The organism is Gemmatimonadota bacterium (assembly GCA_016714015.1).
GTDB lineage: Bacteria > Gemmatimonadota > Gemmatimonadetes > Gemmatimonadales > Gemmatimonadaceae > Pseudogemmatithrix.
The window spans coordinates 231,990-256,683 of record JADJNZ010000004.1 but is presented as its reverse complement, the minus strand read 5'-3'; the positions used below and the strand labels follow the sequence as shown (position 1 = coordinate 256,683).

The window sequence follows — 24,694 nt, the reverse complement described above, 5'->3', positions numbered from 1 at the left end:
GCCGGACGATGACGTCGGGCGCGGACGCCCGCGCGCGGGTCCGCGCCATCTTCGGCGGCTCGGTCGGCAACCTCGTCGAGTGGTACGACTGGTACACCTACTCGGCGTTCGCCCTCTATTTCTCGGCGGCGTTCTTCCCGCCGGCCAGCGCGACGGCGCAGCTGCTCAACTCCGCCGCCGTCTTCGCGGTGGGCTTCTTCATGCGCCCGGTCGGCGGCTGGCTCCTCGGCCGCTACGCGGACCGACACGGCCGGCGGGCAGCGCTCACCCTCAGCGTCATGCTGATGTGCGGCGGATCACTGCTCATCGCCGTCACGCCGTCGTACGCGACGATCGGCGTCGCGGCACCGGCGCTGCTCGTCCTCGCGCGCCTGCTGCAGGGCATCAGCGTCGGCGGCGAGTACGGCGCGAGCGCGACCTACCTCAGCGAGCGTGCCGGGCGCGACCATCGCGGTTTCTTCTCCAGCTTCCAGTACGTGACGCTCATCCTCGGCCAACTGCTCGCGCTCAGCGTGCTGCTCGTGCTGCAGGCGTGGCTCACCGAGGCGCAGTTGCAGGCGTGGGGCTGGCGCATCCCGTTCGTCTTCGGCGCGGCGGCCGCGGTGGTGGCCGTCTGGCTCCGCCGCGCTCTCGACGAGACACCGAGCTTCCGGCAGACGCGCCCGGCAGAGTCGCCCATGCGCGAACTCCTCAAGCACCCGCGCGCGGTGCTCGCGACCTTCGGGCTCACCGCCGGCGGGGCGCTCGCGTTCTACGTCTTCACGACGTACGCGCAGAAGTTCCTCGTGAACACCGCGGGGTTCACGAAGGCGACCGCGTCACAGGTCAACGCGGCGACACTGGTGGTCTTCATGTGCCTGCAGCCGCTCTTCGGGGCCCTGTCGGACCGCGTGGGCCGGCGCCCGCTCCTCCTCACGTTCGGCGTGCTCGGGACGCTCGGGACGGTGCCCCTGCTCACCGCGCTCGAGACGGCGGGGACGCCCCTCCGGGCATTTCTGCTGCTCACCGCCGCACTGCTCGCGGTCTCGTGCTACACGAGCATCAACGCGGTCGTGAAGGCGGAGCTCTTCCCCACCGAGGTGCGGGCGCTCGGCGTCGCCCTACCCTACGCCCTCGCCGTCTCGCTCTTCGGCGGGACGGCCGAGTACGTGGCGCTGGCGCTCAAGGGCGCCGGCCACGAGCGCTGGTTCTACTGGTACGCGACGGCGATCATCTTCGCCTCGCTCATCGTGTACGCGGTGATGCCCGATACGCGTCGACACTCCCGCATCCTCGAGGACTGAGCCATGACACCCCGCGCCACCTCGCGCACGCGCCGACGCGCGGTCGCTGACCATGACGCGACCACGATGGCGACGAGGATCCGCGCCTACATCGCGGCGTTGCCCGCGCCGGTCGCCAAGGAGGTACGCAAGCTGCGCGCCGCGGTCCGCGCCGCTGCCCCTGCCGCGGTGGAGCACTTCAGCTATGGCATCCCCGGCCTGCGGCTCGACGGCAAGGCACTCGTCTTCTACGCGGGCTGGAAGGCGCACATCTCGCTCTATCCCATCGGCGAGTCGATCGTGCGGGCCAACGCGAAGGCACTCGAGGGATGCGGCTTCTCCAAGGGGACCGTCCGCTTCCCGTTGACGGCTCCGCCGTCAGCGGCACTCGTGCAGAAGCTCGTGCGCGCCCGCATCGCGCAACTCCGCGCCCGCGCGAAGGTCGGGTGACCGGCTGACGCGGTGGTGGGACCGCTGATGAATCCGTACCTTCCCGGTCCGACGCCGGCCGGCGTCGCTTCCCATCGCCCCGGACCCCCGATGCGTCGCGCCCTGTTCTCGATCGCCCTGCTGCTCATCGCCCTGCCGCTCCGCGCGCAGGCCCCCACGCATCCGCTGGACGGGCTCTCGGGCAGTGAGCACTGGGCGGCCTACGACGCCCTGCGGACCGCCGGTCGCACCGACAGCACGACGCTCTACCTTTACCTCGGCCTCCACGAACCCGAGAAGGCGGAGGTCCTCGCGTGGCGACCGGGACAGCCATTCCGACGCGAAGCACTCGTGCACGTCTACCAGAGTGGCCGCGGCTACGAGGCCATCGTGGACCTCACTGGCAAGCGCGTCCTCTCGTGGACGGAGGTGCCGGGCCGGCAGTACATGACCAACGGCGCCGAGGGCGGCATCGTCGACCGCGTCGCGATGGCCGATCCGCGCGTGCGCGACGCGATCCGCAAGCGCGGCATCACCGATTTCACCCAAGTGGGATGCTACCCGGCGAACCACGGCTACTTCGACCTGCCGGAAGAGCGGGGCAAGCGCGTCGTCCACGCCCTGTGCGAGACGGATGAACAGCGCCGCATCGCTTACGGCGAGGTGTTCGAGGGACTCGTGGTCGTGATCGACGTCGGCGCGGAGAAGGTCCTCCGCGTCGTCGACACCGGGGTGCGGCCGCGCACCGGCCCGGTGGGCGACTATGATCCGGAGGCGATCGGTCCGACGCGCGCCTCGCCGAATCCGGTGATGATGGTCCAGCCCGGCGGACCGACGTATCAGCTCGCCGGCAAGGAGGTGAGCTGGCAGAACTGGAAGTTCCAGTTCCGGACGGACATGCGCCGCGGCCTGGTGGTCTCCAATGTCCGCTATGCTGACGGCGGCCGCGATCGCTCGGTCATGTATCAGGGCTCGCTCTCCGAGCTCTTCGTTCCGTACATGGATCCGAACGACCCGTGGAACTACCAGGGCTTCTTCGACCTCGGCACCTACCCCGCGAAGTTCGGGGGCATCGCGAGCTCGCTCGAGCGCGGCGTCGAGTGCCCGGAGTTCGCGACCTACTTTGATTCGTGGATCGTGACCGCGAGCGGACGCCCGCGCCTCCGCGCCCGCACGGCCTGCCTGTTCGAACGCGGCGCCGGGGACGTCGCCTGGCGCCACGGACGTGAGGGCGGCACGGTGGTCGAGGCGCGGCCGAAGCGCGACCTCGTGCTGCGCATGTTCATGACCGCGGGGAACTACGACTACCTGTTCGACTGGGTGTTCCAGCAGGACGGCACCGTGCGCGTCGACGCGGCGGCCACCGGCATGGACGCGACCAAGGGGTTCGCCGGCACCGCGGCGGACGAGCAGTACGGCCGCCTCATCGCCCCGGGGCGCGTCGGCATCAACCACAGCCACTTCTTCTCCTTCCGCATCGACCTCGACGTCGATGGCCCGGCCAACTCGCTCGTCGTCGATCGCGTCCGGACGCAGCGCCTGCCAGCCGAGAACCCGAGGCGGAGCATCTGGGCAGTCGAGTCGAGCGAGGCCCGGACCGAACGCGACGGCATGCGCATGTCGACGATGGCGGCGCCGGAGTTCTGGCGGTTCGTGAACCCCGCGGTGAAGGGACCGTACAGCGGCAACGTCGGCTACCAGATCGAGAGCCACAGCGCGATGTCCCTGCTCTCGCCGGACGACTACATGCAACAGCGCGGCGCTTTCACCGAGCACATGCTCTGGGTGACGCCGTATGCGCGGCGCGAGCTCTATGCCGGCGGCGACTATCCCACCGCGAGCGTGGCGCCCGATGGCCTCGCGAAGTGGACCGCCGCCGACCGCGCCATCGCGAACACCGACGTGGTCGCCTGGGTGACGATGGGCTTCCACCACGTGCCGCGACCGGAGGACTGGCCGCTCATGCCCGTCGCGCGGCACAGCTTCGAGATCCGGCCGGTCGGCTTCTTCACGCGGAACCCGTCGATCGACCTTCCCAAGCCCTGAGGCGCTGGCCCGACCGCATCCTCGGCCCCCGCGGCCCGTCGGGGGATCAGTCGGCGACGGCGGCCCGCGCGAGGTCGAGCAGCACCCAGTACGGCGGCGCGTACCCGCGCTCGGCACGCCACGCCTCGGCCGCGGTCCGCACCTCCGCCGCGAACGCATCGTGCCGTGCCCCGTACCCGCGGTTGCGCAGCGCGGCCGCCGGGGACATCCCCTCCGGGATCGTCCCCGGACGCCCCGTGCGCTGCACCAGCCAGCTCCATCCCTTGAGCAGTCGCGCCACCGGCAGCTGGTACCACGGGTACGTCAAGCGGTCGCCGCGCTCCGCCCCCTCCAGCATCGCATCGGTGACCGCGTTGTCGATGTGGTCCTCGAATAGCGTGGCCGCGTCGCGCCACTCCGCGACCACCGTCACCTGCGGGTCGTACTCCAGATCGGACGGCTCCTGTGTGGCGAAGTGCCGCACGCCGAACGAGCCGAGCCAGTGCCGCAGCCCGGGACGCGAGATGGTCGAGAGTCCCATCCACAGCGGCAGTCCCTCGGCGCGGTACGCCTGCGACGCGACCTCCGAACAGAAGAGCCGTGACGCATCGGTGTAGTCCATCGCGAAGTCGTACGGGATGTGCCCGGCGCGCGCGCGCGCGAGCATCGCCGTCGCGGCCTTGTGCGGCAGCAGCGGGTCGGCGACCATCGCCGGCAGGTCGGCGCGGGGCCGCAGGACCATGAGCCGCAGCTTCTTGTCGGCGAGATACCCGTCCGCCGTCGTGATCGCGACGCCGAGCTCGATATGCGCCTCGACCACCGTGATGGCGCGCGTCGCCGAGTCGATGTGCACCAGCGCGATGTGCGAGAAGTTGCCCGGATAGTCGTTGCCGCGCGCGATGAGCGCGCTCGTCGGGTACCCGCCGCGCGAGACGAGGATGTCGCCCGAGTGCAGGCGCACGCCGTTGGAGACCGCCGACGGCGTCGCCGAGGGTTCATCGCGGCCGGCGAGCAACGTGGGGACCGCCGGGCCCTGCTGCAGCATGACCTCCTCCACCGCCGCTCGGCCCCCGTACAGCGCCCGGTAGAGCCTATCGCGCGCGGGCGTCGCGTTCACGTCCCAGCCCATCGACTGCCGCTTCACCGCCTCCCGCAGGCGCGCCTGGGCCGACACGTAGCGCGAGGCCACCGGCGCACAGGCAGCGGCCTCGGGCGCGAGGCCGAACCACTCCGCTTCGAGCGAATCGAATGCGGGCGCGTCCGGGGCGAGCGGAAGCGCTGCGATCCCCGCGATGCGGCGCTCCATCGCGTCGAGCGCGCGCTGTGATCCCACCGAGTCGGCGCACCCCCGCACGCGCGCATCGGCGAATCGCGCCTCGAGCGCCCGGAAGGCGGAATCGCGCCCCCAGACGAACGCACGCGCCAGCGGCGGGCCGGCCGGCAGCACGGCATCCGCCGGTGGGATCGCGAGCGGCAGGAGAAGGAGCAGCACGGCGGCGGCGAAGACGACGACTCGTCGGAGCGCGCGGGTCATGGTGGGCGATTGGGGGAGCGGGTGGAGTTCCGCACGCGCGAAAGGTAGCCGCGCGGCAGCTCCTCGACCTCCGCGTGCGTGCCGTGGATGCGCGGCAGAGAGCACCAGAGCACCAGAGAGCACCAGAGACCACCCGGACAGGGATCCCTGCATTCGTGCGACTTCGCACGACGGGCCGCCAGCCCAACATTCCACCGCGCTTCCGTCGGGGCGCGGCGGAACGCAGAGAGACCGTCCAAGCCCTAGATTCATGAGCATGCTTCGCGCAACTGGACTCCTGCTCGCCGTCGCGCTGGCCATCGCTCCCGCGTTGCTCGCCGCACAGCCGTCTCCCGTCGGGACCTGGCACACCATCTCGGACGTCGACGGCAAGCCACGCGGCATCATCAGCATCCGGGTCACGGGGGGTGAACTCGTCGGGACCATCGCGGGTTCGCTGATCCCGGGAGAGCCGCCCGGCAAGCGCTGCACGCTCTGCAGTGGCGCACGGAAGGATCAGCCGCTGCAAGGGATGGTCATCCTCTCGGGCCTCCGCTGGGACGGGGAGGCGTGGAGCGGCGGGGAGGTGCTCGACCCCGACACCGGAAAGACCTACCGCGCGACCGCCCGCGTCGCGCCCGATGGCAAGTCGCTCGCCCTGCGTGGCTTCATCGGGGTCGCCCTGCTCGGCCGTACCCAGCGGTGGGTGCGCGCGCCGTAGACACCGGCGGCGGCACGCCCCGGCACGACACCGCGTCCCTCGCGCCCCTCTCCTCATCCGACCCGCTCATGCGCGCTGCCCCGTCGCTCCCCATCGCCGCCCTCGCCCTCGCGACCGCACTCCATCTCGGGGCGCCTGCGCTCACGGCGCAACCGGTCACGCCAGGCCGACGTCCGGTCATCGCCTCCGCCGCGAAGCTCCTCACCTGGAGCGAGCAGATCGCCGTGCGGGAGCAGTGGCTGCGCACCAAGCACGAACGGCTCCTTCCGATGATGCGGGCGCACGAGGTCACGATGTGGATCGTGGTCAACGAGGAGTTCCACGACGACCCGGTCGTGCCGCTGGTCGCCCCGCCGCGCCCGTACACCGGCAACCGGGACATCTTCGTCTTCGTCGACGCCGGCGCGGAGGGCCTCAAGAAGTTCGCGATCACCGGCTACACCGAGGAGAACCTCGCGCGGTTCTTCGAGGCCGCGACGACCGAACCGTTGCCGGCCGGGCCGACCCTGCGTCGGCTCTGGGAGCGATACCAGCCGCGCACGATCGCGCTCAGCATCGGCGGAGGCCGCGGACAGACGCGCGCACTCGGACATGACGCCTACCTGTTCCTCGCCGAGGCGATGGGCCCTGACGCCGCCGCACGCTTCACGAGCGCCCAGCGACTCACCACCGAATACCTCGACACGCGCTTGCCCGAGGAGCTGGAGCACTACCGCGCTGGCGTCGCCGTGACCGAGGAGATCGTGCGGCGCGCCCTCTCGCCCGAGGTCATCACCCCGGGCACCACGACCGTGGGGGACGTGCGCCGGGCACTGTACGACATGCTCTGGGCCGCCGGCGTCCGCACCTGGTTCCAACCCGACCTCCGGATCCAGCGCGCCACGGGCGACATCGCGACCTCGCGCGGCTTCGTCGCCGTCGCACCCGAGAGCACGACGATCGTCGCCGGCGACCTCGTGCACATCGACTTCGGCATCACCTACATGGGGTTCGACACCGACTGGCAGAAGATGGCCTACGTGCTGAAGCCCGGGGAGACGGACGCTCCCGCCGGCCTCAAGCGCGCCCTCGCGAACACCAATGCCCTGCAGGACGCCCTCATGTTGCGCGCCGCGCGCCCCGGTCGCACGGGCGGCGAGGTGTTCACGTTGACCATGGCCGAGATGCGCGAGAAGGGGATCGAGGCGATGGTCTACTCGCACCCGCTCGGCGCGCAGGGCCACGGGCTGGGCGCGTCGGTCGATTTCCGCGCGGCACTCCGGACCGACACGCTCGCGCAGGGCCAACGCCTCCGCGATGGCTCCTACCTCTCCATCGAGCTCAACACGGGGACGGTGGTCCCCGAGTGGGGCGGCAAGAAGGTCTTCGTGATGATGGAGGACTGCGCCCACCTCACGCCGAACGGCTACCGCTTCTTCCTCCCGCGGCAGGAAGCATTCTATCTCATTCCGTCGCGGCGGCGTTGAGACCGTAGCGCATGATCACCGCGTGCCGCCCACCGCGTTCCCGCTCGAGGGCGTAGACGTCGCCCGCCGGGCCGCCGCCCGCGGGGAGCGCCCCCTCGATCGCCGACCGGTCGGCCTCGTCGAGCCGGACGTGGAGCGCGGCGAGCGTCGCCGGGAGATGGCCCGCGTGCCGCGCCCCCACGATCGCGCTCGCGACCTGCGGCTGCTCGAGCACCCAGCGCACCGCCACCGCGCCGATCGTGGTCTGGTGCCGCGCGGCGACGCCATGCAGCGCGCGCAGGAGCGCCTGCAGCGGCTCCCACCCGCCCCACTCCTCGATGATGAGCCGGTACTTCACGAGCGACCGGTTCTCGAGCGGTTCCGCGGGCGCCGGCCGGCCGAGCCAGCGCTCGTGCAGGAATCCGCCGGCGAGCACCCCGTAGGCGAGCAGGCGGACGCCGCGCGACTCGCAGAGCGCGCGCATGGCGCCGAGGGCCCTGCGGTCGAGGAGCGAGCATTGCACCTGATGGGCGACGACCGGCACCCCTGCGTCGAGGATCGCGGTGAGGTGCGCGACATCGCAGTTGGTGACGCCGAGCTGCGCGATCTTCCCTTCGCGACGCATGGCGTCAAGATGGAGGGCCGCCTCTGCCATGTCGCCGAGCGCATAGTCCCACCAATGGAACTGCACGAGGTCCAGCCGCTCGACGCCGAGGCGGCGCAACGAGCGGTCGATCGTGCGCTCGAGGTCGGCGCGCGTCAGCCGCGGCAGGAGGTCGAGGTCGGGGACGCACTTGGTGTGCACGCGCACTGCCGCGCCGGCGCCGTGCCGCGCACGCCACTCGCGGAGGAACCGGCCGATCAGCGCCTCGACCCCCGTATAGATGTCGGCGCAATCGAAGGCGGTGATCCCCGCCTCGGCGAACGCGTGCATGTCGGCGATGGCGCGGGCCTCGTCCACCGCGCCGTGTCCGCCGGCGAGCTGCCACCCGCCCTTGATGAGCCGCGGGACGAGCGTCCCGTCGGCGAGTGCGCTCCGTGGCACCCCGACACGGGAACCGCTCACGGCGTGAGGGGGACGCGCGTGACCTCGCCGTGCCGCCAGGTGCTCGTGCCGGTGCGCGTGATCTGGAAGCGGCCGCCGCACAGCGGGTCCGGGCAGGCGACCTCGGCGTCGGTCGTCATCCAGTCGTTCGCGTGCGTCATGCGCTGCTTGGCGGGGAGCAGCGGGAGGATCGCCGCGAGCGGATAGAGCGGGAACGACTGCCCCGGCGGGAAGCGGAGGTTCTCGCCGACGAGCTCGAACCAGTCGCCCGCGCGGTGATTGCAGACCATCGACCGCTCGGTCGCCACGACCTCGACGCGGAGATCGTACAACGTGAAGGCATCGTCGGCGGGGGTGCTCATGTCGCGAAGCATACTCGCGTCCGCGTATCTTCGTCCACCATGTCGACGCCCACGGCTTCCGCGTCCTCCGCCCCGCTGACGTTCCACCTCGGACTCGCGGGCGCGCTCGTGCCCTTCGCCGTCTTCCTCGGCGGGGTCACCACCCTCGCGCTCCGCGGCGCGCCGGACGAGAAGGGGTTCTGGCCGGTGCTGCTCGCCGCGCTCATCGTCGGCCTGTTGCTCGCGAAGGACCGCGCACGGTACGCCGAGGCGATGCTGGACGGGATGAGCCAGCGGATCGTGATGATCATGCTGTGCGCCTGGCTCTTCGCGGGCGTGCTGGGCGCGCTGCTCGGCGCGTCGGGATTCGTCGGCGCGCTGGCGTGGACAGCGCGCGCCCTCGACCTCGCGGGCGGCGCATACGTGGCTGCCGCCTTCATCGCGTGCGCACTCGTGTCGACGTCCACGGGCACGAGTTTCGGCACGATCCTCGTCGCCGGGCCGCTCCTCTATCCCGCGGGTGGCGCGGCTGGCGCGGCGCCGGCGGCGCTCGCCGGCGCGATCCTCGCCGGCGCGACCTGGGGGGATTCGATGTCCCCCGTCTCCGACACGACGATCGCGTCGAGCGGCACGCAGGGGGCCGACATCGGCGGCACGGTGCGAGCGCGGCTGCGCTACGCGGTGCCGGCCGGGCTCGCGGCGCTCCTCGCCTCGTACCTGCTCGGCGCGGGCGCGACGAGCGGCGCGGGTGCGGGAGAGGCCGCCTCGCGCGTGGCGGCCGAGGTCGCGGGCGGTCCCGGGCCGCTCGTGCTCCTCGTCATCCCGATGCTGGTGATCGCCCTGCTGCTCGCGAAGCGACACCTGCTGGAGGCATTGCTGTACGGCATCGCCGCGACGATCGTCCTCGCCGTCGCGGCAGGATTGCTCGCGCCGAGCGCGCTCATGCGCGTGGAGCCGGGGTCGTTCGGGGCGACCGGTCTGATCATCGACGGGTTCTCGCGCGCGGTCGGCGTCAGCGTCTTCACGCTGCTGCTTATGGCGCTGGTCGGCACCATCCAGGCGACCGATCTGCTGGACCGCCTCGTGCGCACCGCCGAGGGGCGTGCCGGCAGCGCGCGTGGCGCGGAGCTGTGGATCGTCGGTACCGTGTCGGGGGCCGTGCTGCTGACGACCCCCCCCCCCCCTCGGCATGCACAACACCTACGCGTGGGCGCTCGTCGCGATGCTGGCATTCGCCGTCGTCAGCGGGTTCGGGCGCCGCGACCTCAGCGCGCGCTGAAGGCCGGTTCGCCTCAGGGCGCGACGAGGTTCATGTAGGTCGTGATGATGATCGCGTTGCTGAAGTCGATGAAGAACGCGCCGACCATCGGCAGCACGAGGTATGCCCTGGGCGCGGCCCCGAATCGCTCAGTGAGCGAGTTCATGTTGGCCACGGCGTTGGGCGTCGCCCCGAGTCCGAAGCCGCAATGGCCGCCGGCCATGACCGCGGCATCGTAGTCGCGTCCCATGAGGCGGAAGGTCACGAAGTACGCGAAGAGCCCCATCATCGTGACCTGCACGAGCAGGATGACGAGCATCGGGCCCGCGAGATCGAGCAGCTCCCACAGCTTGAGCGACATCAGGGCCATCGTGAGGAAGAGCGAGAGCGCGATGGTGCCGAGGTCATCGACCGTGCGGGCGGAGATGTGAAGGAGCTTCGTGCCTTCGGCCAGGTTGCGCACGATCGCCGCCACGAGCATCGCACCGATGTAGCCGGGCAGCGTCACGAATTGCCCGAGCCACTTCGAGAGCAGGGTCCCCAGCGCCATGCAGACGAGGATCACCGCCATCATCTGCAGGAGCAGGTAGGCGGTCGGCGCCTCGCCCGCCGTCTCCGTGTCGATCTCGGCGTCGAGCGCCGCGTCGGCGCTGGCGGGCGAGGCCTTCCCGCCGCCGGACTTGAGCCCGAATCGCTGGATGAGCCGCGTCCCCACGGGGCCGCCCAAGAGTCCGCCGCTCACGAGGCCGAAGGTCGCGGCGGCCATCGCGACCGTCACGGCCCCGGAGAGGGCGTACTGCTCCTCCATCACCTTGCCGAACGCGGCGCCCGTGCCGTGGCCCCCGGTCATGGTGATCGAGCCCGAGAGGAGGCCGATGAACGGATGCACACCCATCAGCTCCGCGAGGGCGATGCCCACCCCGCTCTGCACGACGGCGAGCAGGCTCGCGAGGATCCAGAAGAGCACGACCTGCGGCCCGCCCTTCTTGAGGAGGTCGAGGCTCGCCCCGAGGCCGATCGTGGTGAAGAACGCGACCATGAAGGGCGACTGAAGCGTCGCGTCGAACTCGAGGGCGAGGAGCCCGCTCTGGCGCAGCGCCAGCGCGAGGGCCGCGAAGATGAATCCGCCGACCACCGGCGCCGGGATGTTGAACCGGTCGAGGAACCCGACGCGCTTGCGCACGCCGTAGCCGAAGAACAGCACGACGGCGGCGAGCGCCACCGTCTGGATCATGTCGAACTTGAGTGTCGTGGGCACGGGAGGTCCGGTCGGGGGTGCGCATAAGATGGGTGCGCCGGCACGTTCGCGCGACCGGGGCGCGATGCCCCGGATGTCACCCTAGATTGCCAGCATGCCGGCGGTCCCCGCGCTCGACGCCCACGAGTTCCTCCGTACCCTCGCCGTCGTCCTGATGGTCGCGGCGGGCACGAGCGTGCTCTTCCAGCGACTCCGGCTCCCCGTCGTCTTCGGCTATCTCGCCGCGGGGATGATCGTCGGCCCCTACACGAGCATCCCGTTCGTCGCGAACGAGGCGATCGTCCAGTCGCTCTCCGAGCTGGGCGTGATCCTCCTGATGTTCTCGATCGGCCTCGAGTTCCGGCTCCGTCGTGTCGGACAGGTCGCCGGCACCGCCGGGATCGCCGCCCTCCTCGAGACCGGTCTCATGTTCGGTCTCGGCGCGCTCCTCGCCGACCTCCTCGGCTGGACGCCGTTCGAACGACTCGTCGCCGGCGCCATGGTCGCGATCTCGTCCACGACGATCATCGCGCGGACGTTCGCCGAACTGAAGGTGGGCGGTCGCGTGGCCGAGCTCGTCTTCGGCGTCCTGATCATCGAGGACCTGATCGCCATCGTGCTGCTCGCCACGCTGGGCGCGCTCGCGACCGGCGGCGGGCTCGGCGTGACGACGATCGGGATCACGCTTGTGCAGCTCGGCACCTTCCTCACAGGGCTCCTCGCGGTGGGGCTGCTCGTGGTCCCGCGCTTCATGCGCGCGGTGATCGGTCTCGGCCGCGATGAGACGACTCTCGTCGCCGCGGTGGGCGTCTGCTTCGGTGCGGCCCTGCTCGCGCTCTCGTTCGGCTACTCGGTGGCGCTCGGGGCCTTCGTGGCCGGCTCGCTCGTCGCCGAGTCGGGGCAGTCCGATCAGGTCGAGCATCTCGTGCATCCGGTGCGCGACGTCTTCGTCGCGATCTTCTTCGTCTCCGTGGGGATGCTGCTCGACCCCGGCGTCGTTCGTGCGCACCTCGGCACGATCATCGCCTTCACGGTGCTGGTGATGGGCGGCAAGACCCTCGCGGCGTCGATGGGGGCCTTCCTCAGCGGCGCCGGCCTCCGGACATCGGTGCAGGCCGGGCTCTCGCTCGCGCAGATCGGCGAGTTCTCGTTCCTCATCGCCACGCTCGGCGTGGCGGCCGGGGCGCGCAACGAGATCTTCACCATCGCCGTCGCCGTCTCCGCGATCACCACGCTCGCGACGCCCACGCTGGTGAAGCGCGCCGGCGGGATCGCCGCGCTCGTCGACCGCAAGCTACCGCATCGCCTGCAGACCTTCGCCGCGCTCTACGGCAGCTGGATCGCGCGCCTCCGCGCCTCCACCCCGCACGAGCTGCCTCGTCGGCGGCGACTCACCAGGCGGCTGGCGCTCGATTCGGCGCTCCTCGCCGTCATCATCATCGGCGCGATCGCGGAACGCGGTCGGTTCGCGACACTGCTGCACGGGTGGATCGACGTCGAACCGGAGCGCGGCGAACTGCTCGTGCGGCTCGGCGCGATCGCGCTCGCCCTGCCGGTCGTGGCCGCCGTCTTCCTCACGGCGCGACACCTCGCCGGAGAGCTCGCGCTCCAGGCGCTGCCGTTGCCGGGGAAGCGCCTCGACACCGCGCGCGCGCCACGCCGGGCGCTGACGGCGACGTTCCATATCGGCCTGACGAGCCTCGCGCTCGTGGTCCCGCTGCTTCTCCTGCAGCCGCTGCTGCCGCGCTACTCCGCGCCGGCGATCGTCGGCGGATTCCTCGTGTTGCTCGTCGGCGCCGTCTGGCAGGCCACGCGCGACCTCGAGGGCCACGCGCGCGCCGGCGCCGAGGTCATCGCGACGGCACTCGTGCAGGAGCTCGACCGCAACACCGAGAGCCACGATCTCACTCGGACGATGGAACGGATGGTCGTCATGCTCCCCGGCTTGGGTGAGCCGGTACTGATGACCGTCGCGCCCGGGAGCCGGTGCGACGGCCGCACGCTCGGCGAGGTCGACCTGCGCGGCCTCACTGGTGCGACCGTCATGGCGATCACCAAGGATGCCGAGGGGAAACGCCGGTCCTTCGTGCCGACGGCGACGGAGCGCCTCGATGCCGGGGACCTCGTCGCGATCGCCGGGGCCCCCGAGGCGATCGAACAGGCGCGCGAGATGATCGAGCACGGCACCGCGCCACCGATCCCGATCGCGCAGCGAGGGTCGCGCGCGATGACGGCGGTCAGCGAATGACGCGAACGACGAAGCGCCCTGCGGCGGACCGCGGGGCGCTTCGCATTCCGGCTCGCGTTCGCCGCTACGGGCGGCGTCCCCGCGCCGGCGCGGGCTTCGGCACGAGCTTCACCCCGCCCTGCGCCTCGCGGACCCGCAGCACCGCCAGGACATCCTTGAGCGGGAGCGGAGTGAACTCGCCGGAGAGGAAATCGCGGATCTCGCCCACGGTCATGCCGCCCTTGCGGAGCAGCAAACCGAACTCGGCGCTGAACTCGTCGGGGAGCGCGGGGCCGGCCGCGGCGCCGGCCGGCTGTGCGCCCCGCGGCCCCGGGGCAGCCGCGCTGGCGCCCGCCACCAGCTCCACCATCAGGTCCGCCACCGCACGGTCCTCCGCTGACATCACCGGCTCGGCGGCGGCGACACTGCGCTGGGCGGCCTGCAACTGGTACGCGGCCCGCGTCTCCGCGAGCAGCGCGGTCGCCCGCTGCTGGATGAGCGGCCCGAACGAAGCCGTCCGCTTCCGCCCTTCCTCGACGTTCGTCCAGAGCACGCTCGCGGAGTTCACGACCGCGGTCTCGATGCGCGCCTGGTGCAGGATCGCGTTGCGCGCCTCGGCGTAGGCCGTGGTGAGCGTCGCGGCGTCGGTCGCGTCGGCCATGTAACCGAGCCCCTTCGTGTGCGACTCGCCCATGCGCGAGAGCCCGCGCCCGAGGTTCTCTTGCAGCACGCGCGCGGCCATGCCGTCGGTGCCGTCGGCGAGCACGGCGAGCGAGCCGAGGCCGACGGCGGCGGCCCGCTTGTACTGCGTCGGATCCTGCTTGTCCGGCGTGTCCTCCGACGAGTGGTACCACATGTCCGGCCAGGTGATGAACATGACCGCCGGGATCCCGTGCTGCATGTACGTCACGTGGTCGGACGAGCCGTAGTGCTTGTCGATCTTGATGTAGAAGGCGTCGCTCGATCCGTGCGTGGCCTCCACCGCCTGCGACGGCGCGTAGCCGTTGAGCGAGCGGCGGAACCGGACCCGCTCGCGCGAGACGTCGGCGATGTACTCCATCATCGACTGCGCGATGTCGTTGAGGTAGGACGGGAAGGTGTCGGGCGTGCGCTGGAGGATCCAGTAGCTGCGGCTCATCGCCACGCGGATGCCCTCCATGTCGAAGTTGAGCGTCCCGATGATCGTCTTCTCCTTCTCCGGGTGGGCGGCGAAGTAGGCATTCGTGCCGGCGATCTCGGGGACCCATTGGAAGTTGATGGTGCGCTTGGGGCGCGGGAGCTTCCCCTCGTTGATGAGCTTGATGTAGGCCCGCCCGATCTCGAGGGTGAGCGCGACGCCGGAGTTGTCGTCGTTGGCGCCCTGCTTGATCACGCCCTCGTACAGGTGGCCGCTGATCGCGACTTCCTGCGTGGTGCTGCCGTCGCCGGGGATCTCGGCGTGGACGTACTCCGAGTGCATCGGGACCTGCGTGCTCTTCACGATCGAACGGATGGTGATCCGCTCGCGCAGGAGCAGGGCGGCGAGATTGGAACGCACTTCCGGCGTGACCGACCAGGCGACGGTCCCCGGCTGCGCATTGACGGTGCTGTTCACGATCTGAGATGGGAAGTCGACCGCGCGCTGCGGGGAGATGGCGCTGATCCCGAGCACGCCGAGCGCGCCGCGCTGGATGGCGGCGGCGTAGACCGTGCCCGTCGCGCCGCTGGTGAGGACGAACTTGCCCCGCACGTCCTTCCCTTCGAAGTCGGCGGCGCGCCCCGGTCCGACGTCGATCAGGTCGCCCGACAGGTCGCCGTTCGCGTTGAGCGCCGGCAACGCCAGCGGGATGTCATGGATGTCGAACAGCTTCACCGACTTGGGCGTCGTCATCCAGAGCTCGCCCTGCGTCGGCTGCCAGGCGGTCCCGCCCGTCTGGTACGTCTCGATCGTGACGTTGGCGTAGCCGTATGACTTCGCCATCTCGGCGAGGTGGATGCTCTCGCGGAAGTGGCCGTCGTACTCGGCGGGTGGCCGCACGCGCTGGTACGGCACGAGCTCGAGGAGGTGGTTCATCGCGCGGTCACCGGAGACCTCGTTGATGATCGAGGTCATCTGGGTCTGCGTGAGCAGGGTGCGGTCCTCGCGCTCCTGCGCGACCAGCGCGGACAGCGGGGCGGCCGCGAGCAGCAGTGCGGCGAGACGCGGAACGGGTGTGCACGTGCGGGACATCGGGTCCTCGGCGAGTGAATGGTCGTGACGGTCGGGTTACGCGGCGGGTCCGCGGGGCGCTGGGGCGCTCAGCGCACGCCCGCCTGGGTCGCGGTGCGTCGCAGTTCTTCGAGCATCCGTCGGAAGAACGCCTCCTGCTCGCGCTCGAGCGCGCTCAGCGGCCCGATCTCGCCGTCGGCCTCGCCATAGAGGCGCTGCGCGCGCGACGCGAGCTCGGTCGCCTCGGCCGACATCCGCTGCATGCGGGCCCGCGCCTCGGCCGGCACATCGGCCGGCAACGCGCGAACCGCCGCCGCGATGCTCGCGCCGAGCGCCCGCGTTTCGTTCCGCAACGTGGCCAGTCGCCGCATCGTCTCGGTGTGCGCGCGCCGTACCGCTGGGGCCACGCGAATGCGCGGATCCTCGCGTACCTCGAGGCGTCCCGTGACCGTGGTGCCGGCGGCCGCCACGCGCACCTCATACGTCCCGAGGTGCACGAAGGGGCCGTTGTTCGCGTAATGCAGGTCCCAGATCGCCCGATTGACCCCCGGCTTGCCGTTCACGGTGAGACGCGCGACCTCCGCACCGCCCGCCTCGTGGATGGTGACCGTCGCGGCGCCTGCGTCCTTCAACCAGAGGTCGATGATCGCCCCCTTGGGCGGGTTCTCCCCCGTGTAGAAGACGTCGCCGACGTGCCCGAGCGCATCGCGATAGCGGATCTGTTCCGCCGCGCGCATCCGGAAGAGATGCAGCGGGCGGGCGGCGACCGCCGGCGTCAGCTCGCGCAGCGCGTTCATGTGGTCGAGGATCCAGATGCCCCGGGAGTGCGTCGCCAGCACGAGGTCATGCTCGCGCGCGTGCAGCACCAGGTCGTTGTGAGCCATGAGCGGCATCTGGCCGCGCAGTTCGGCCCACGTCGCGCCGCGGTCGTTGCTCCAGAAGAGCCCGAACTCGGTGCCGAGGAACAGGAGGTCGGGGTTGATCAGGTCCTCGCGCAGCGTGCGTGCCACCCGCGCCGCGGGCAACCCGCCGTCGAGGCGCGACCAGGTGCGACCGCCGTCGTCGGTGCGATAGACGTAGTTGGCGTTGTCGCCGTTGCGGAAGTTGTTCGCCACGACGTAGACGCGGCCGTTCGCGTGCCGCGAGACCTCGATCCCGTTGATCCAGGCCCCGCGCGGCAACCCGGCGAGCTTGCCGGCGAGCTCCGTCCACGTCCGGCCGCCATCGACGCTGTGCTGCACGTTCCCGTCGTCGGTGCCCACCCAGAGGTCGCCGCGCACGCGCGGCGACTCGGCGATCGCGCTCACCGTCGGCCAGTACGGCACGCCGTCATCCAGCGATCGCGTGGCGGCGTCCGGCATGCGCCCCATGATCGGGAGCGTGCGACGGTCGATGCCGGTCGTGCGGTCGCCGAGGGCGGTCCAGGTGTTGCCGCGGTCGATGCTCTTCCAGAGGATGTTGGTCCCCGCGTAGACCGTCCGCGCGTCATGCGGCGAGAGGATGATCGGCGCGTCCCAGTTCGCCGGGGCCATCGCATTCCCCAGGCGCTGTGGCGCGGCCGCCATGTCGCCCCACGTCTCCCAGTTGCGACGCGCGCTGATCGCGCCGGTGGGGTCGCCGGGCCGGATGCCGCGCTCCTCGCCCGTCGCGAGGTTGATGCGGGAGAGGCCGAGGAACTGCGACGCCGAATAGAGTGTGACGTTGTCGGTGGTATCGATGACGTTGTGGAAACCGTCGCCCCCGCCCCACTTCACCCAATCGTCGTTGGTGATGCCCTCGCTCCGGTACGACATGGACGGCCCGGCCCAGGAGCCGTTGTCCTGCAGGCCGCCGTACACGCGGTACGGCTTGCGGTTGTCGACGGTCACGCGGTACCACTGGCTCACCGGCAGGTCGGCGATGAACTGCCAGGTCACCGCGCGGTCGTAGCTGATGCCGATGCCGCCGTCATCGGCCTTGATGAGGTGGCGCGGATTCGCGGGGTTGATCCACATGAAGCGGTCGTCCCCGTGCAGCGACTGCCGCACCTGCCGCGACGTCTTCCCGCAGTCGGTGGACATCGAGAAGAAGTTCATCATGTAGAGGCGGCAGGGATCGACCGGGTCGACGATCACCTGGCTCGCGTACATCGGCCGCGGGTTCCAGGTGCTCTGCTGCACGAACGACTCGCCCCGGTCGTCGGAGCGATAGAGCCCCGCCTGCGGCTCCTCGTAGTTCGTCGAGGCGGTGTAGCGCAGCCCCTGCTCCACGCTCACGTACACGATGCGCGAATCCCCGCGGAAGATCCCGATGCCGATGCGGCCGTGCTCGCCCTCGGGCAGCCCCGTGGTGAGCTTGCGCCAGGTCATGCCGCCGTCGGTGGACTTCCAGAGCGCGCTCCCGGGCCCACCGCCGTTGAAGCCGAACGGCGTGCGGCGCCGCTGGTAGGTCGCGGCGTAGAGCGTCATCGAGTCGAACGGGTCCATCGCGACGTCAGCCACGCCCGTCTCTGCATCGACGAACAGCACGCGGGTCCAGGTCGCCCCCGCATCGCGCGTCACGTAGAGGCCCCGCTCCTCGTTCGAGGACCACAGCGTGCCCATCGCCGCGACGTAGGCGACGTTGGCATCAGCCGGATGCAGCACGATCCGCCCGATGTGCGCCGAGTTCCGGAGCCCGACATTGCGGAAGCTCCGGCCACCATCGCGCGACAGGTACACCCCGTCGCCCCACGACGAGCTCTGCCGGTTGGCGCGCTCGCCGGTCCCCACCCAGACGACGTTCGTGTCGCGCTGGTGCACGGCGATCGCGCCGATGGAATGCGTGCCCTGGTCACCGAAGAGCGGCGTGAAGGTCGTGCCGTTGTTCGTCGTCTTGTAGAGGCCCCCCGTGGAGGAGGCGGCGTAGAAGACCTGCGGCGTCGCCTCGACGACGGCGAGGTCGACGATGCGACCGGACATCGCGGCCGGGCCGATCGTGCGGAAGCGCAGGCCGTCGGTGAGCGGCGAGGCCGGAGTCTGCGCGGCGAGCGGGTGGCCGTGAGCGCGAGGAGCGCAGCCAGAGCGGTGCGCGAGCCGAAGGGCGGGAGCATGGTGGAGGGCATGGTCGGTGTCAGGGACGGGGCGGAAGCGGCGTGGAGCGGGCGAGGTCACAGATCATCCGGTCGTCGCCCGTCAGTTCCCAGTAGATGAGTGACGCCGGGATCATCCCCGCGCCATTCACCTCATCGAAGAAGCGTTGCATCGTGAAGGCCGGGGCCGAGCTGGCGCGCGCGCTGGGCCATCGCGTCCTCCATCAGGCGGCCCCCGGTGACGTACGCTGCCCCGTAACCGGGCTGGCGCAGATAGAGGTGCTGCTCGAAGCCGAGCAACGGGTCGCGGCGCATCCAGCCGCGCGGCGTCCAGGCGACGTGGAAGTCGGCCGCCTCGGCCATCGTGTACGCGTTGCTGTGCGCGTAGAGGTTGCCCAGTCCGCGGGCCGCACGCGCGGCGAGCATGATCCAGACGATCTCCCGCGAGCGCGGGCTGTCGTCGTAGAGCCCGGCGTGCATCATCCACTCCTCCATCACCGTCGCCATGCCCTCGGCGCGGCTCATCCACACGTTGTACAGGAGCGGCGTGCGGCGGATCGGACTCGCGTGCGGCGCCACGCGGATCCGCATGTTGTCCCACCAGTGCCAGAGGTGGCTCCAGAGCGGAAGCGGGTCGCGGTGGTTCCCCTGGGAGAAGAAGTTGCGCGTCGACTCCGGCGAGAACCCCGGCATCCGCTCGCGCAGCGCGCGCTCGAACCAGGGCTCGGCCGTGGTGAACCGTTTCTCGTTGACGAAGCGCATCATGCGGCCGATCGCCCGCTCCTGCAGCGCCGAGTAGGCCGCGGGCGACTCGGCCACCGGCATGGGCGGGAGCGCTGCGTTCCGCGTCTCCTCGAGCCGCAGGGACGCGTGCGCCCGCATCAGCTCGCGCCGGGTGATGGTGACCTCATCCTCCCAGGAGAGCGGCATCAGCAGGACGTTCCGGAGGTACCAGGTGTACTGGTCCTTGCCGATCCCGGACGGACCGGTGCGCCGCGGCGTCTCGTCGCGGAGCCACTGCGCGAAGGCGAGGGTCGCGCCATGCGCCGCCTCGACCGCACGCGTGAGCTCGGGCGACGTGCCGGCGACCTTGCCGCGCAACTGGTCCAGCACCTCCGCCTGTTCCTCGAAGGCTCGAACGCCGCCCACCCAGAGGTCGCGTGCGTTGGCCCCGGCGAGATTCACGCGCGCCTGGCGGAGGAGCGCCGGCACCGGGCGCAGCTCCGCGGCGAGTCGCGCAGCCTCCTCGACGCCGAGCGCGCGCGGCGTGTCGAGCACCGTGCGCGGCCAGACCGCGTACTTCCAGAGCCGGACCGCGCCATGGATAGTCGGCCCTTCCTCGGCCGGCGTGTCGCTCTCCTCCGGGCGCACCGAGGCGTAGTAGGCCGGGTCGCGCGCGAAGGGCTGGAGGACGGTGAGATGGTAGCGCATACCGTTCATCTCGGCGCGCACGAGGTGCCAATCCACCTGCTCCGGGATGCTCCAGCCAGCAGTGTCGATCGCGGCGAGTCGTCGTTGCATCGCATCGAGCGCGGCGAGGCGACGCGCATTCGTCGGCGGCGCGTAGTCCGGGACACCGTCGAGCCGTGGCGGCTCTTCGAAGGAGCGCCAATCGGTGAAGAGCGCGAGGAGCTGCGCGTAGGTGGGCGCGCGCGTCGCGGACACGGGCCGATGGCCGACCTGCGCGACGACGGCACGCCCGGGGCCGACGAGCAGCACGCTCAAGCAGGCCGCGACGGCGACGCGCGGCAGGATCGGTCGGTTCATCAAGTTCACTCGCGGTGGGAAGGCGCGGGTGAACTTACGTTCGCCCCCTTGGCACAGCGAGCGCGGACCCGTCCGGGTGCCGCTCCCCCCTCGATCAGCAGGCGCCCACGAGCGTCACCTCGTCCGGCCGGTCGGGCACGACACAGATGAACTCGAACGGCCCCTCGACCACGTCATACGAGTGCGGGACGCCGGCGGGGATGAACAGCGTATGATCGGCCGCCACCTCATGCACCTGCGTGCCGATGGTGATCCGCGCCTTGCCGCGCAGGACGTACTGCTGGTGCTCGACGAGGTTGGTGTGCAGGGGCATCCCGCCGCCGGGCTGCATCACGAAGCGACGCAACGCGAAGTTCGTGTCGCCCTGCTGCGGCCCCACGAGGACGTGCATCGCCGTCCCGGTGCCCGCCTTCACCTCGATCGTCGGGACCGTGACGGCGGGCCTGACGGTCGCCGGCGCCTCGCGCGTGGGGAACGGCCGATCCGCGGCAAGCGACGCGAGCACGCGGTCGAGGGCGGCGTAGCTCGCGTTCATGCCCTCCTCCATGCCGTTCGCGAGCATCCCCGCGAGGTCCTCCACGGCCATGGCGGTGGAGATGGTCACCAGCCGCGTGCGCCCGTCGCCGAGGTCCTCGAGCGTGGAGGCGTCGAGCATGACGTGCCCGGGCATCCCGTCCCACTCGAATGTCTGCACGATCCGGTGCGGCGGATCGACCTCGGCGAAGCGCCCCTCGAAGCCATGCGTTCCATGGTCCGAGTGCTCGACGTACCGCCAGTGCCCGCCGGCCCGCAGGTCGAGCTTCTCGACCACCAGCGGATTCCCGCGGCCCCACCACTGCGCGATGAGCGCCGGCTCCGTCATGGCGCGCCAGAGGCGCGCGGGCGGGGCGTTGAAGATCCGCTCGATGCGGGCACTGCGGTCGGAGAGCGGGGTGATGGTCGCGCGGACAGCGGCGGTCTCGGTCATGTCAGGCGTCTCCAGCGGTGGCCTCGCGGAATGCCCCGAGGGAATCGAGCCGCGCGGCGACCTGCCGGCGGTGGCGGGTGATCCAGGCGAGTTCGTCGTCGAGCGAACGCGCACCGAGCCGGCAGGTCCGCGTGCGGCCGACCTTCTCCGAGCGTACCAGGCCGGCGGTCTCCAGCAGCGCAACGTGCTTCCGGACCCCGGTGAGCGACATCCCGAACGCGTCCGCGAGATCGGAGATGCTCGCATCCTGCTGACCGAGCCGCTCGAGGATCCCCCGACGCGTCGGATCGGCGAGCGCGGTGAAGGCGCGATCGAGGGTGCTACTATACTGAACCATACGGTTCAGTATACGGCCCTCATTAGGAGGCCGTCAAGCCGCAACCCCGGGCCGTCGGCCGCGTAGTACATTCTGCTGGCAACCTGTCCTCCGCGTCGGCTGTCCAACCGATCGACCGCACCCTCCCATGCCCCGCCCCCACCTCGCCCTCTCCGTCGCCGCCGGGCTCCTCTTGGCCGCCTGCGGCGGCGCCCGTGCCCCTCGTGCCACCCCCGACAACTATGTGATGGGGCTCGACGCGGCCCGGCAGCGCGCGCAGCAGGACTCGCTGCGCTACCCGTACACGCAGGCCGACATCGACTTCATGTCGGGCATGATCCATCACCATGCCCAGGCGATCGTGATGTCGAAGTGGGCCCCGAGCCGCGGCGCGAGTGACGAACTGCTGCGCCTCACCGCGCGGATCATCAACGCCCAGACCGACGAGATCGCGCTCATGCAGGCCTGGCTCGAGGAGCGCAACATCGCCCCACCCCGCCTCGACTCGCTCGGCAACGTCATCATGGACCACGCGATGCACGGCATGCACTCGGCGATGATGCCGGGGATGCTGAGCCCGGAGCAGATGGACTCCCTCTCGGCCGCACGCGGTGAGACGTTCGACGTCCTCTTCCTCCAGTTCATGATCCAGCACCACCGCGGCGCCGTCTCGATGGTCAAGGAGCTCTTCGCGAGCCATGGCGCCGGCCAGAACGAGGCGATCTTCAAGTTCGCGGCGGACGTCGAGGTCGACCAGACCACCGAGATCCGCCGGATGATGCAGATGATGATCCAGCGCGGCGTGATGCCGGCTTCGCCCTGAGGCCGCCGCGGTCGCACGCAGTCCTGTTGTCGCCCATCCACCCCACGAGGAGTCGTTGATGTCTCTCGCCCCCCTTCGCCGCCCCGGCGCGTCCGCCCTCACCTCCCGGCTCTTCGCGTTCGTGCTGCTCGCGACCGCGGCCTGCTCGGGTGCCACGCCGCCGTCGACGACGCCGACCCCGAGCGGCGAACTCGCGCAGCGCCTGGCCGACCGCCGCGTCGGCCTGCGCGCCGGGCTCATGAATGCCGAAGAGGTGACGAGCAACATGAAGGTGGTCGCCAAGGCCGTGTCGCCGCAGGGCTTCCTCGGCATCACCAACTCCGACCTCGCCTTCACCGGCAACTACGTCATTCAGGGCAACTACAACGGCCCCGTGGTGTGGGACATCTCCAACCCGTCGGATCCCAAGCTCGTCGTGGCGTTCAACTGCCCGGCGTCGCAGAACGACGTTTCGGTCTACCGGAACCTGATGTTCATGTCGGCCGAGGCGAACAACGGCCGCGTGGACTGCGGTGCGGGTGGCGTACCGGAACCGTCGAGCGCCAACCGCATGCGCGGCGTGCGTATCTTCGACATCAGCGACATCCGCAATCCGAAGCTCGTCGCGAACGTCCAGACCTGCCGCGGCTCGCACACCCACACGGTGGTCGAGAACCCGGCGGACAAGGACAACATCTACATCTACGTGTCCGGCTCGTCGGGCGTGCGCCCGCAGACCGAGCTCGCCGAGTGCGTGCGCGAGACGCCGGACAAGAACCCGAACTCCTCGTTGCTCCGCATCGAGATCATCAAGGTCCCGCTCGCGAACCCGGCGGCGTCCGCGGTCGTGAATCGGGCCAACATCTTCGCCGGCCTCACCTCCACGCGGTCGCACGGGCCCTCGGAGGCGGACAAGGAAGCGGCGGAGACGATGCTCGCCGCGGCGCGCGCGCGCGGCGCCTTCACGGCGGAGATCCCGGGCAGCGGCGAGGTGATCGTCCTCCCCGACCAGTTCGCGAAGATGCAGCTCGACAGCATCGTGCGTACGCGCGGCGGCACGGGGGCGGCGACGGGGGCCGACTCGGCCGCGTTCCGCGCCGGTCTGCAGCCGATGATCAACCGGATGTTCGGTGGGGCCGCCGCCCCCGGTGGCGCGGTGAACCCGGGGTCGCAGTGCCATGACATCACGGTCTATCCGGCGCGCGGGCTCGCCGGCGGCGCCTGCGAGGGCCACGGCCTCCTGCTCGACATCTCCGACCCGGTCAACCCGCGTCGTCTCGATGCGGTCGCCGACTCGAACTTCGCTTACTGGCACTCGGCCACCTTCAACAACGACGGCACCAAGCTGCTCTTCTCGGATGAGTGGGGCGGCGGCGGCGGCCCGAAGTGCCGTGCCGGCGACAAGATGGAGTGGGGCTCGGACGCGATCTTCACGATCGAGAACGGCAAGATGGTGTTCCAGAGCTACTACAAGATCCCGACCGTGCAGACGTCGACGGAGAACTGCGTCGCGCACAACGGCTCGCTCATCCCGATCCCCGGCCGCGACGTGATGGTGCAGGCCTGGTACCAGGGCGGCATCTCGGTCTTCGACTGGACCGACGCGAAGAACCCGAAGGAGATCGCCTACTTCGACCGCGGCCCGGTGGACTCGACCCGCATGGCGATGGGCGGCTCGTGGTCGGTGTACTGGTACAACGGCGCCATCGTGAGCTCGGAGATCGCGCGCGGCATGGACGTCGCCGAGCTGACCCCGAGCGAGCACCTCACGCAGAACGAGATCGACGCGGCCAAGACGGTGCGCTGGAACTACCTCAACGCACAGGGCCAGCCGAAGATCGAGTGGCCGGCGAGCTTCTCGCTCGCGAAGGCCTTCGTCGACCAGCTGGAGCGCGGCCGCTGCCTCTCGGCTTCGCGCGTGAGCGCGGTGCGCCGTGAACTCGCGGACGCCGAGCGGGCCTCGGGTGCGGCCCGCGCCGATGCCCTGCGCAAGCTCTCCGCCGAGCTCGACGGCGATCGCGCCGGCTCGTGCGACCAGCCGAAGGTGGACATGCTGAAGAAGGCGGTCAACGATCTGCTGAGCCCGGTGGCGATGTAACGTC

General features: G+C 70.7%; 18 protein-coding genes. 9 read left to right on the top strand and 9 right to left on the bottom strand.

Features of this window, described 5'->3' with window-relative positions; all coding sequences use genetic code 11:
* Window positions 1–8 precede the first annotated feature (8 nt).
* The 3 genes from IPJ78_08300 (at window position 9) to IPJ78_08290 (ending at window position 3,737) form a co-directional block, all read left to right on the top strand.
* The gene (locus tag IPJ78_08300; GenBank protein MBK7906552.1) at window positions 9–1,283 is read left to right on the top strand and encodes an MFS transporter; all 1,275 of its coding nucleotides are present in this window, start codon (window positions 9–11) and stop codon (window positions 1,281–1,283) included.
* Window positions 1,284–1,286: 3 nt separating this feature from the next.
* Window positions 1,287–1,712, top strand: a complete 426-nt coding sequence (locus IPJ78_08295; GenBank protein MBK7906551.1) for a DUF1801 domain-containing protein — start codon at window positions 1,287–1,289, stop codon at window positions 1,710–1,712.
* A 90-nt stretch (window positions 1,713–1,802) separates the two neighbouring features.
* On the top strand, window positions 1,803–3,737 hold the full coding sequence (locus IPJ78_08290; protein ID MBK7906550.1) for a hypothetical protein: 1,935 nt from the start codon (window positions 1,803–1,805) through the stop codon (window positions 3,735–3,737).
* 46 nt (window positions 3,738–3,783) lie between these two features.
* Here the strand turns inward: IPJ78_08290 and IPJ78_08285 are convergent, their stop codons facing one another.
* Window positions 3,784–5,250 carry a hypothetical protein gene (locus IPJ78_08285; GenBank protein MBK7906549.1) on the bottom strand — a complete coding sequence of 489 codons (1,467 nt, stop codon included), beginning with the start codon at window positions 5,248–5,250 and terminating at the stop codon, window positions 3,784–3,786.
* A 250-nt stretch (window positions 5,251–5,500) separates the two neighbouring features.
* On the opposite strand from IPJ78_08285, the gene IPJ78_08280 reads away from it, so the two are divergent.
* Together IPJ78_08280 and IPJ78_08275 are read left to right on the top strand one after the other, a co-directional pair.
* Window positions 5,501–5,950: a DUF2147 domain-containing protein gene (locus tag IPJ78_08280; GenBank protein ID MBK7906548.1), complete on the top strand. Its 450-nt coding sequence runs from the start codon at window positions 5,501–5,503 to the stop codon at window positions 5,948–5,950.
* 68 nt (window positions 5,951–6,018) lie between these two features.
* Window positions 6,019–7,416 (top strand): aminopeptidase P family protein, encoded by a 1,398-nt coding sequence (locus tag IPJ78_08275; protein ID MBK7906547.1) that lies wholly within the window; start codon window positions 6,019–6,021, stop codon window positions 7,414–7,416.
* Here IPJ78_08275 and IPJ78_08270 read toward each other — a convergent pair.
* Together IPJ78_08270 and IPJ78_08265 are read right to left on the bottom strand one after the other, a co-directional pair.
* Window positions 7,394–8,440 (bottom strand): aldo/keto reductase, encoded by a 1,047-nt coding sequence (locus tag IPJ78_08270; GenBank protein MBK7906546.1) that lies wholly within the window; start codon window positions 8,438–8,440, stop codon window positions 7,394–7,396. The genes IPJ78_08275 and IPJ78_08270 overlap by 23 nt on opposite strands.
* 17 nt (window positions 8,441–8,457) lie before the next feature.
* Window positions 8,458–8,802, bottom strand: a complete 345-nt coding sequence (locus tag IPJ78_08265) for a TIGR04076 family protein (protein MBK7906545.1) — start codon at window positions 8,800–8,802, stop codon at window positions 8,458–8,460.
* A gap of 39 nt (window positions 8,803–8,841) precedes the next feature.
* Here IPJ78_08265 and IPJ78_08260 point away from each other — a divergent pair, with 39 nt between their 5' ends.
* The gene (locus IPJ78_08260) at window positions 8,842–10,098 is read left to right on the top strand and encodes a hypothetical protein (GenBank protein MBK7906544.1); all 1,257 of its coding nucleotides are present in this window, start codon (window positions 8,842–8,844) and stop codon (window positions 10,096–10,098) included.
* Here the strand turns inward: IPJ78_08260 and gltS are convergent.
* A complete protein-coding gene (gltS, locus tag IPJ78_08255; GenBank protein MBK7906543.1) occupies window positions 10,074–11,273 on the bottom strand; it encodes a sodium/glutamate symporter in 1,200 nt (399 codons plus the stop codon). The genes IPJ78_08260 and gltS overlap by 25 nt on opposite strands.
* A 118-nt stretch (window positions 11,274–11,391) precedes the next feature.
* On the opposite strand from gltS, the gene IPJ78_08250 reads away from it, so the two are divergent.
* Window positions 11,392–13,524, top strand: a complete 2,133-nt coding sequence (locus IPJ78_08250) for a cation:proton antiporter (protein ID MBK7906542.1) — start codon at window positions 11,392–11,394, stop codon at window positions 13,522–13,524.
* A gap of 64 nt (window positions 13,525–13,588) precedes the next feature.
* On the opposite strand, the gene IPJ78_08245 is transcribed toward IPJ78_08250, so the two are convergent.
* The 5 genes from IPJ78_08245 to IPJ78_08225 all read right to left on the bottom strand — a co-directional run bounded on the left by IPJ78_08245 (window position 13,589) and on the right by IPJ78_08225 (window position 21,811).
* On the bottom strand, window positions 13,589–15,712 hold the full coding sequence (locus IPJ78_08245; GenBank protein ID MBK7906541.1) for a M28 family peptidase: 2,124 nt from the start codon (window positions 15,710–15,712) through the stop codon (window positions 13,589–13,591).
* A 68-nt stretch (window positions 15,713–15,780) separates the two neighbouring features.
* Entirely contained in the window at window positions 15,781–18,630 is a 2,850-nt protein-coding gene (locus IPJ78_08240; protein ID MBK7906540.1) for a hypothetical protein, read from the bottom strand.
* A gap of 263 nt (window positions 18,631–18,893) precedes the next feature.
* On the bottom strand, window positions 18,894–20,507 hold the full coding sequence (locus IPJ78_08235) for a hypothetical protein (protein ID MBK7906539.1): 1,614 nt from the start codon (window positions 20,505–20,507) through the stop codon (window positions 18,894–18,896).
* 94 nt (window positions 20,508–20,601) lie between these two features.
* Window positions 20,602–21,474, bottom strand: coding sequence for an SRPBCC domain-containing protein (locus IPJ78_08230; GenBank protein MBK7906538.1), 873 nt, complete (start codon window positions 21,472–21,474; stop codon window positions 20,602–20,604).
* A gap of 1 nt (window position 21,475) precedes the next feature.
* A complete protein-coding gene (locus tag IPJ78_08225; protein ID MBK7906537.1) occupies window positions 21,476–21,811 on the bottom strand; it encodes a winged helix-turn-helix transcriptional regulator in 336 nt (111 codons plus the stop codon).
* 127 nt (window positions 21,812–21,938) lie between these two features.
* Between IPJ78_08225 and IPJ78_08220 the strand changes: the two genes are divergently transcribed.
* Window positions 21,939–22,613 (top strand): DUF305 domain-containing protein, encoded by a 675-nt coding sequence (locus tag IPJ78_08220; GenBank protein MBK7906536.1) that lies wholly within the window; start codon window positions 21,939–21,941, stop codon window positions 22,611–22,613.
* A gap of 58 nt (window positions 22,614–22,671) precedes the next feature.
* The gene (locus IPJ78_08215; protein MBK7906535.1) at window positions 22,672–24,690 is read left to right on the top strand and encodes a hypothetical protein; all 2,019 of its coding nucleotides are present in this window, start codon (window positions 22,672–22,674) and stop codon (window positions 24,688–24,690) included.
* Window positions 24,691–24,694: the final 4 nt, after the last annotated feature.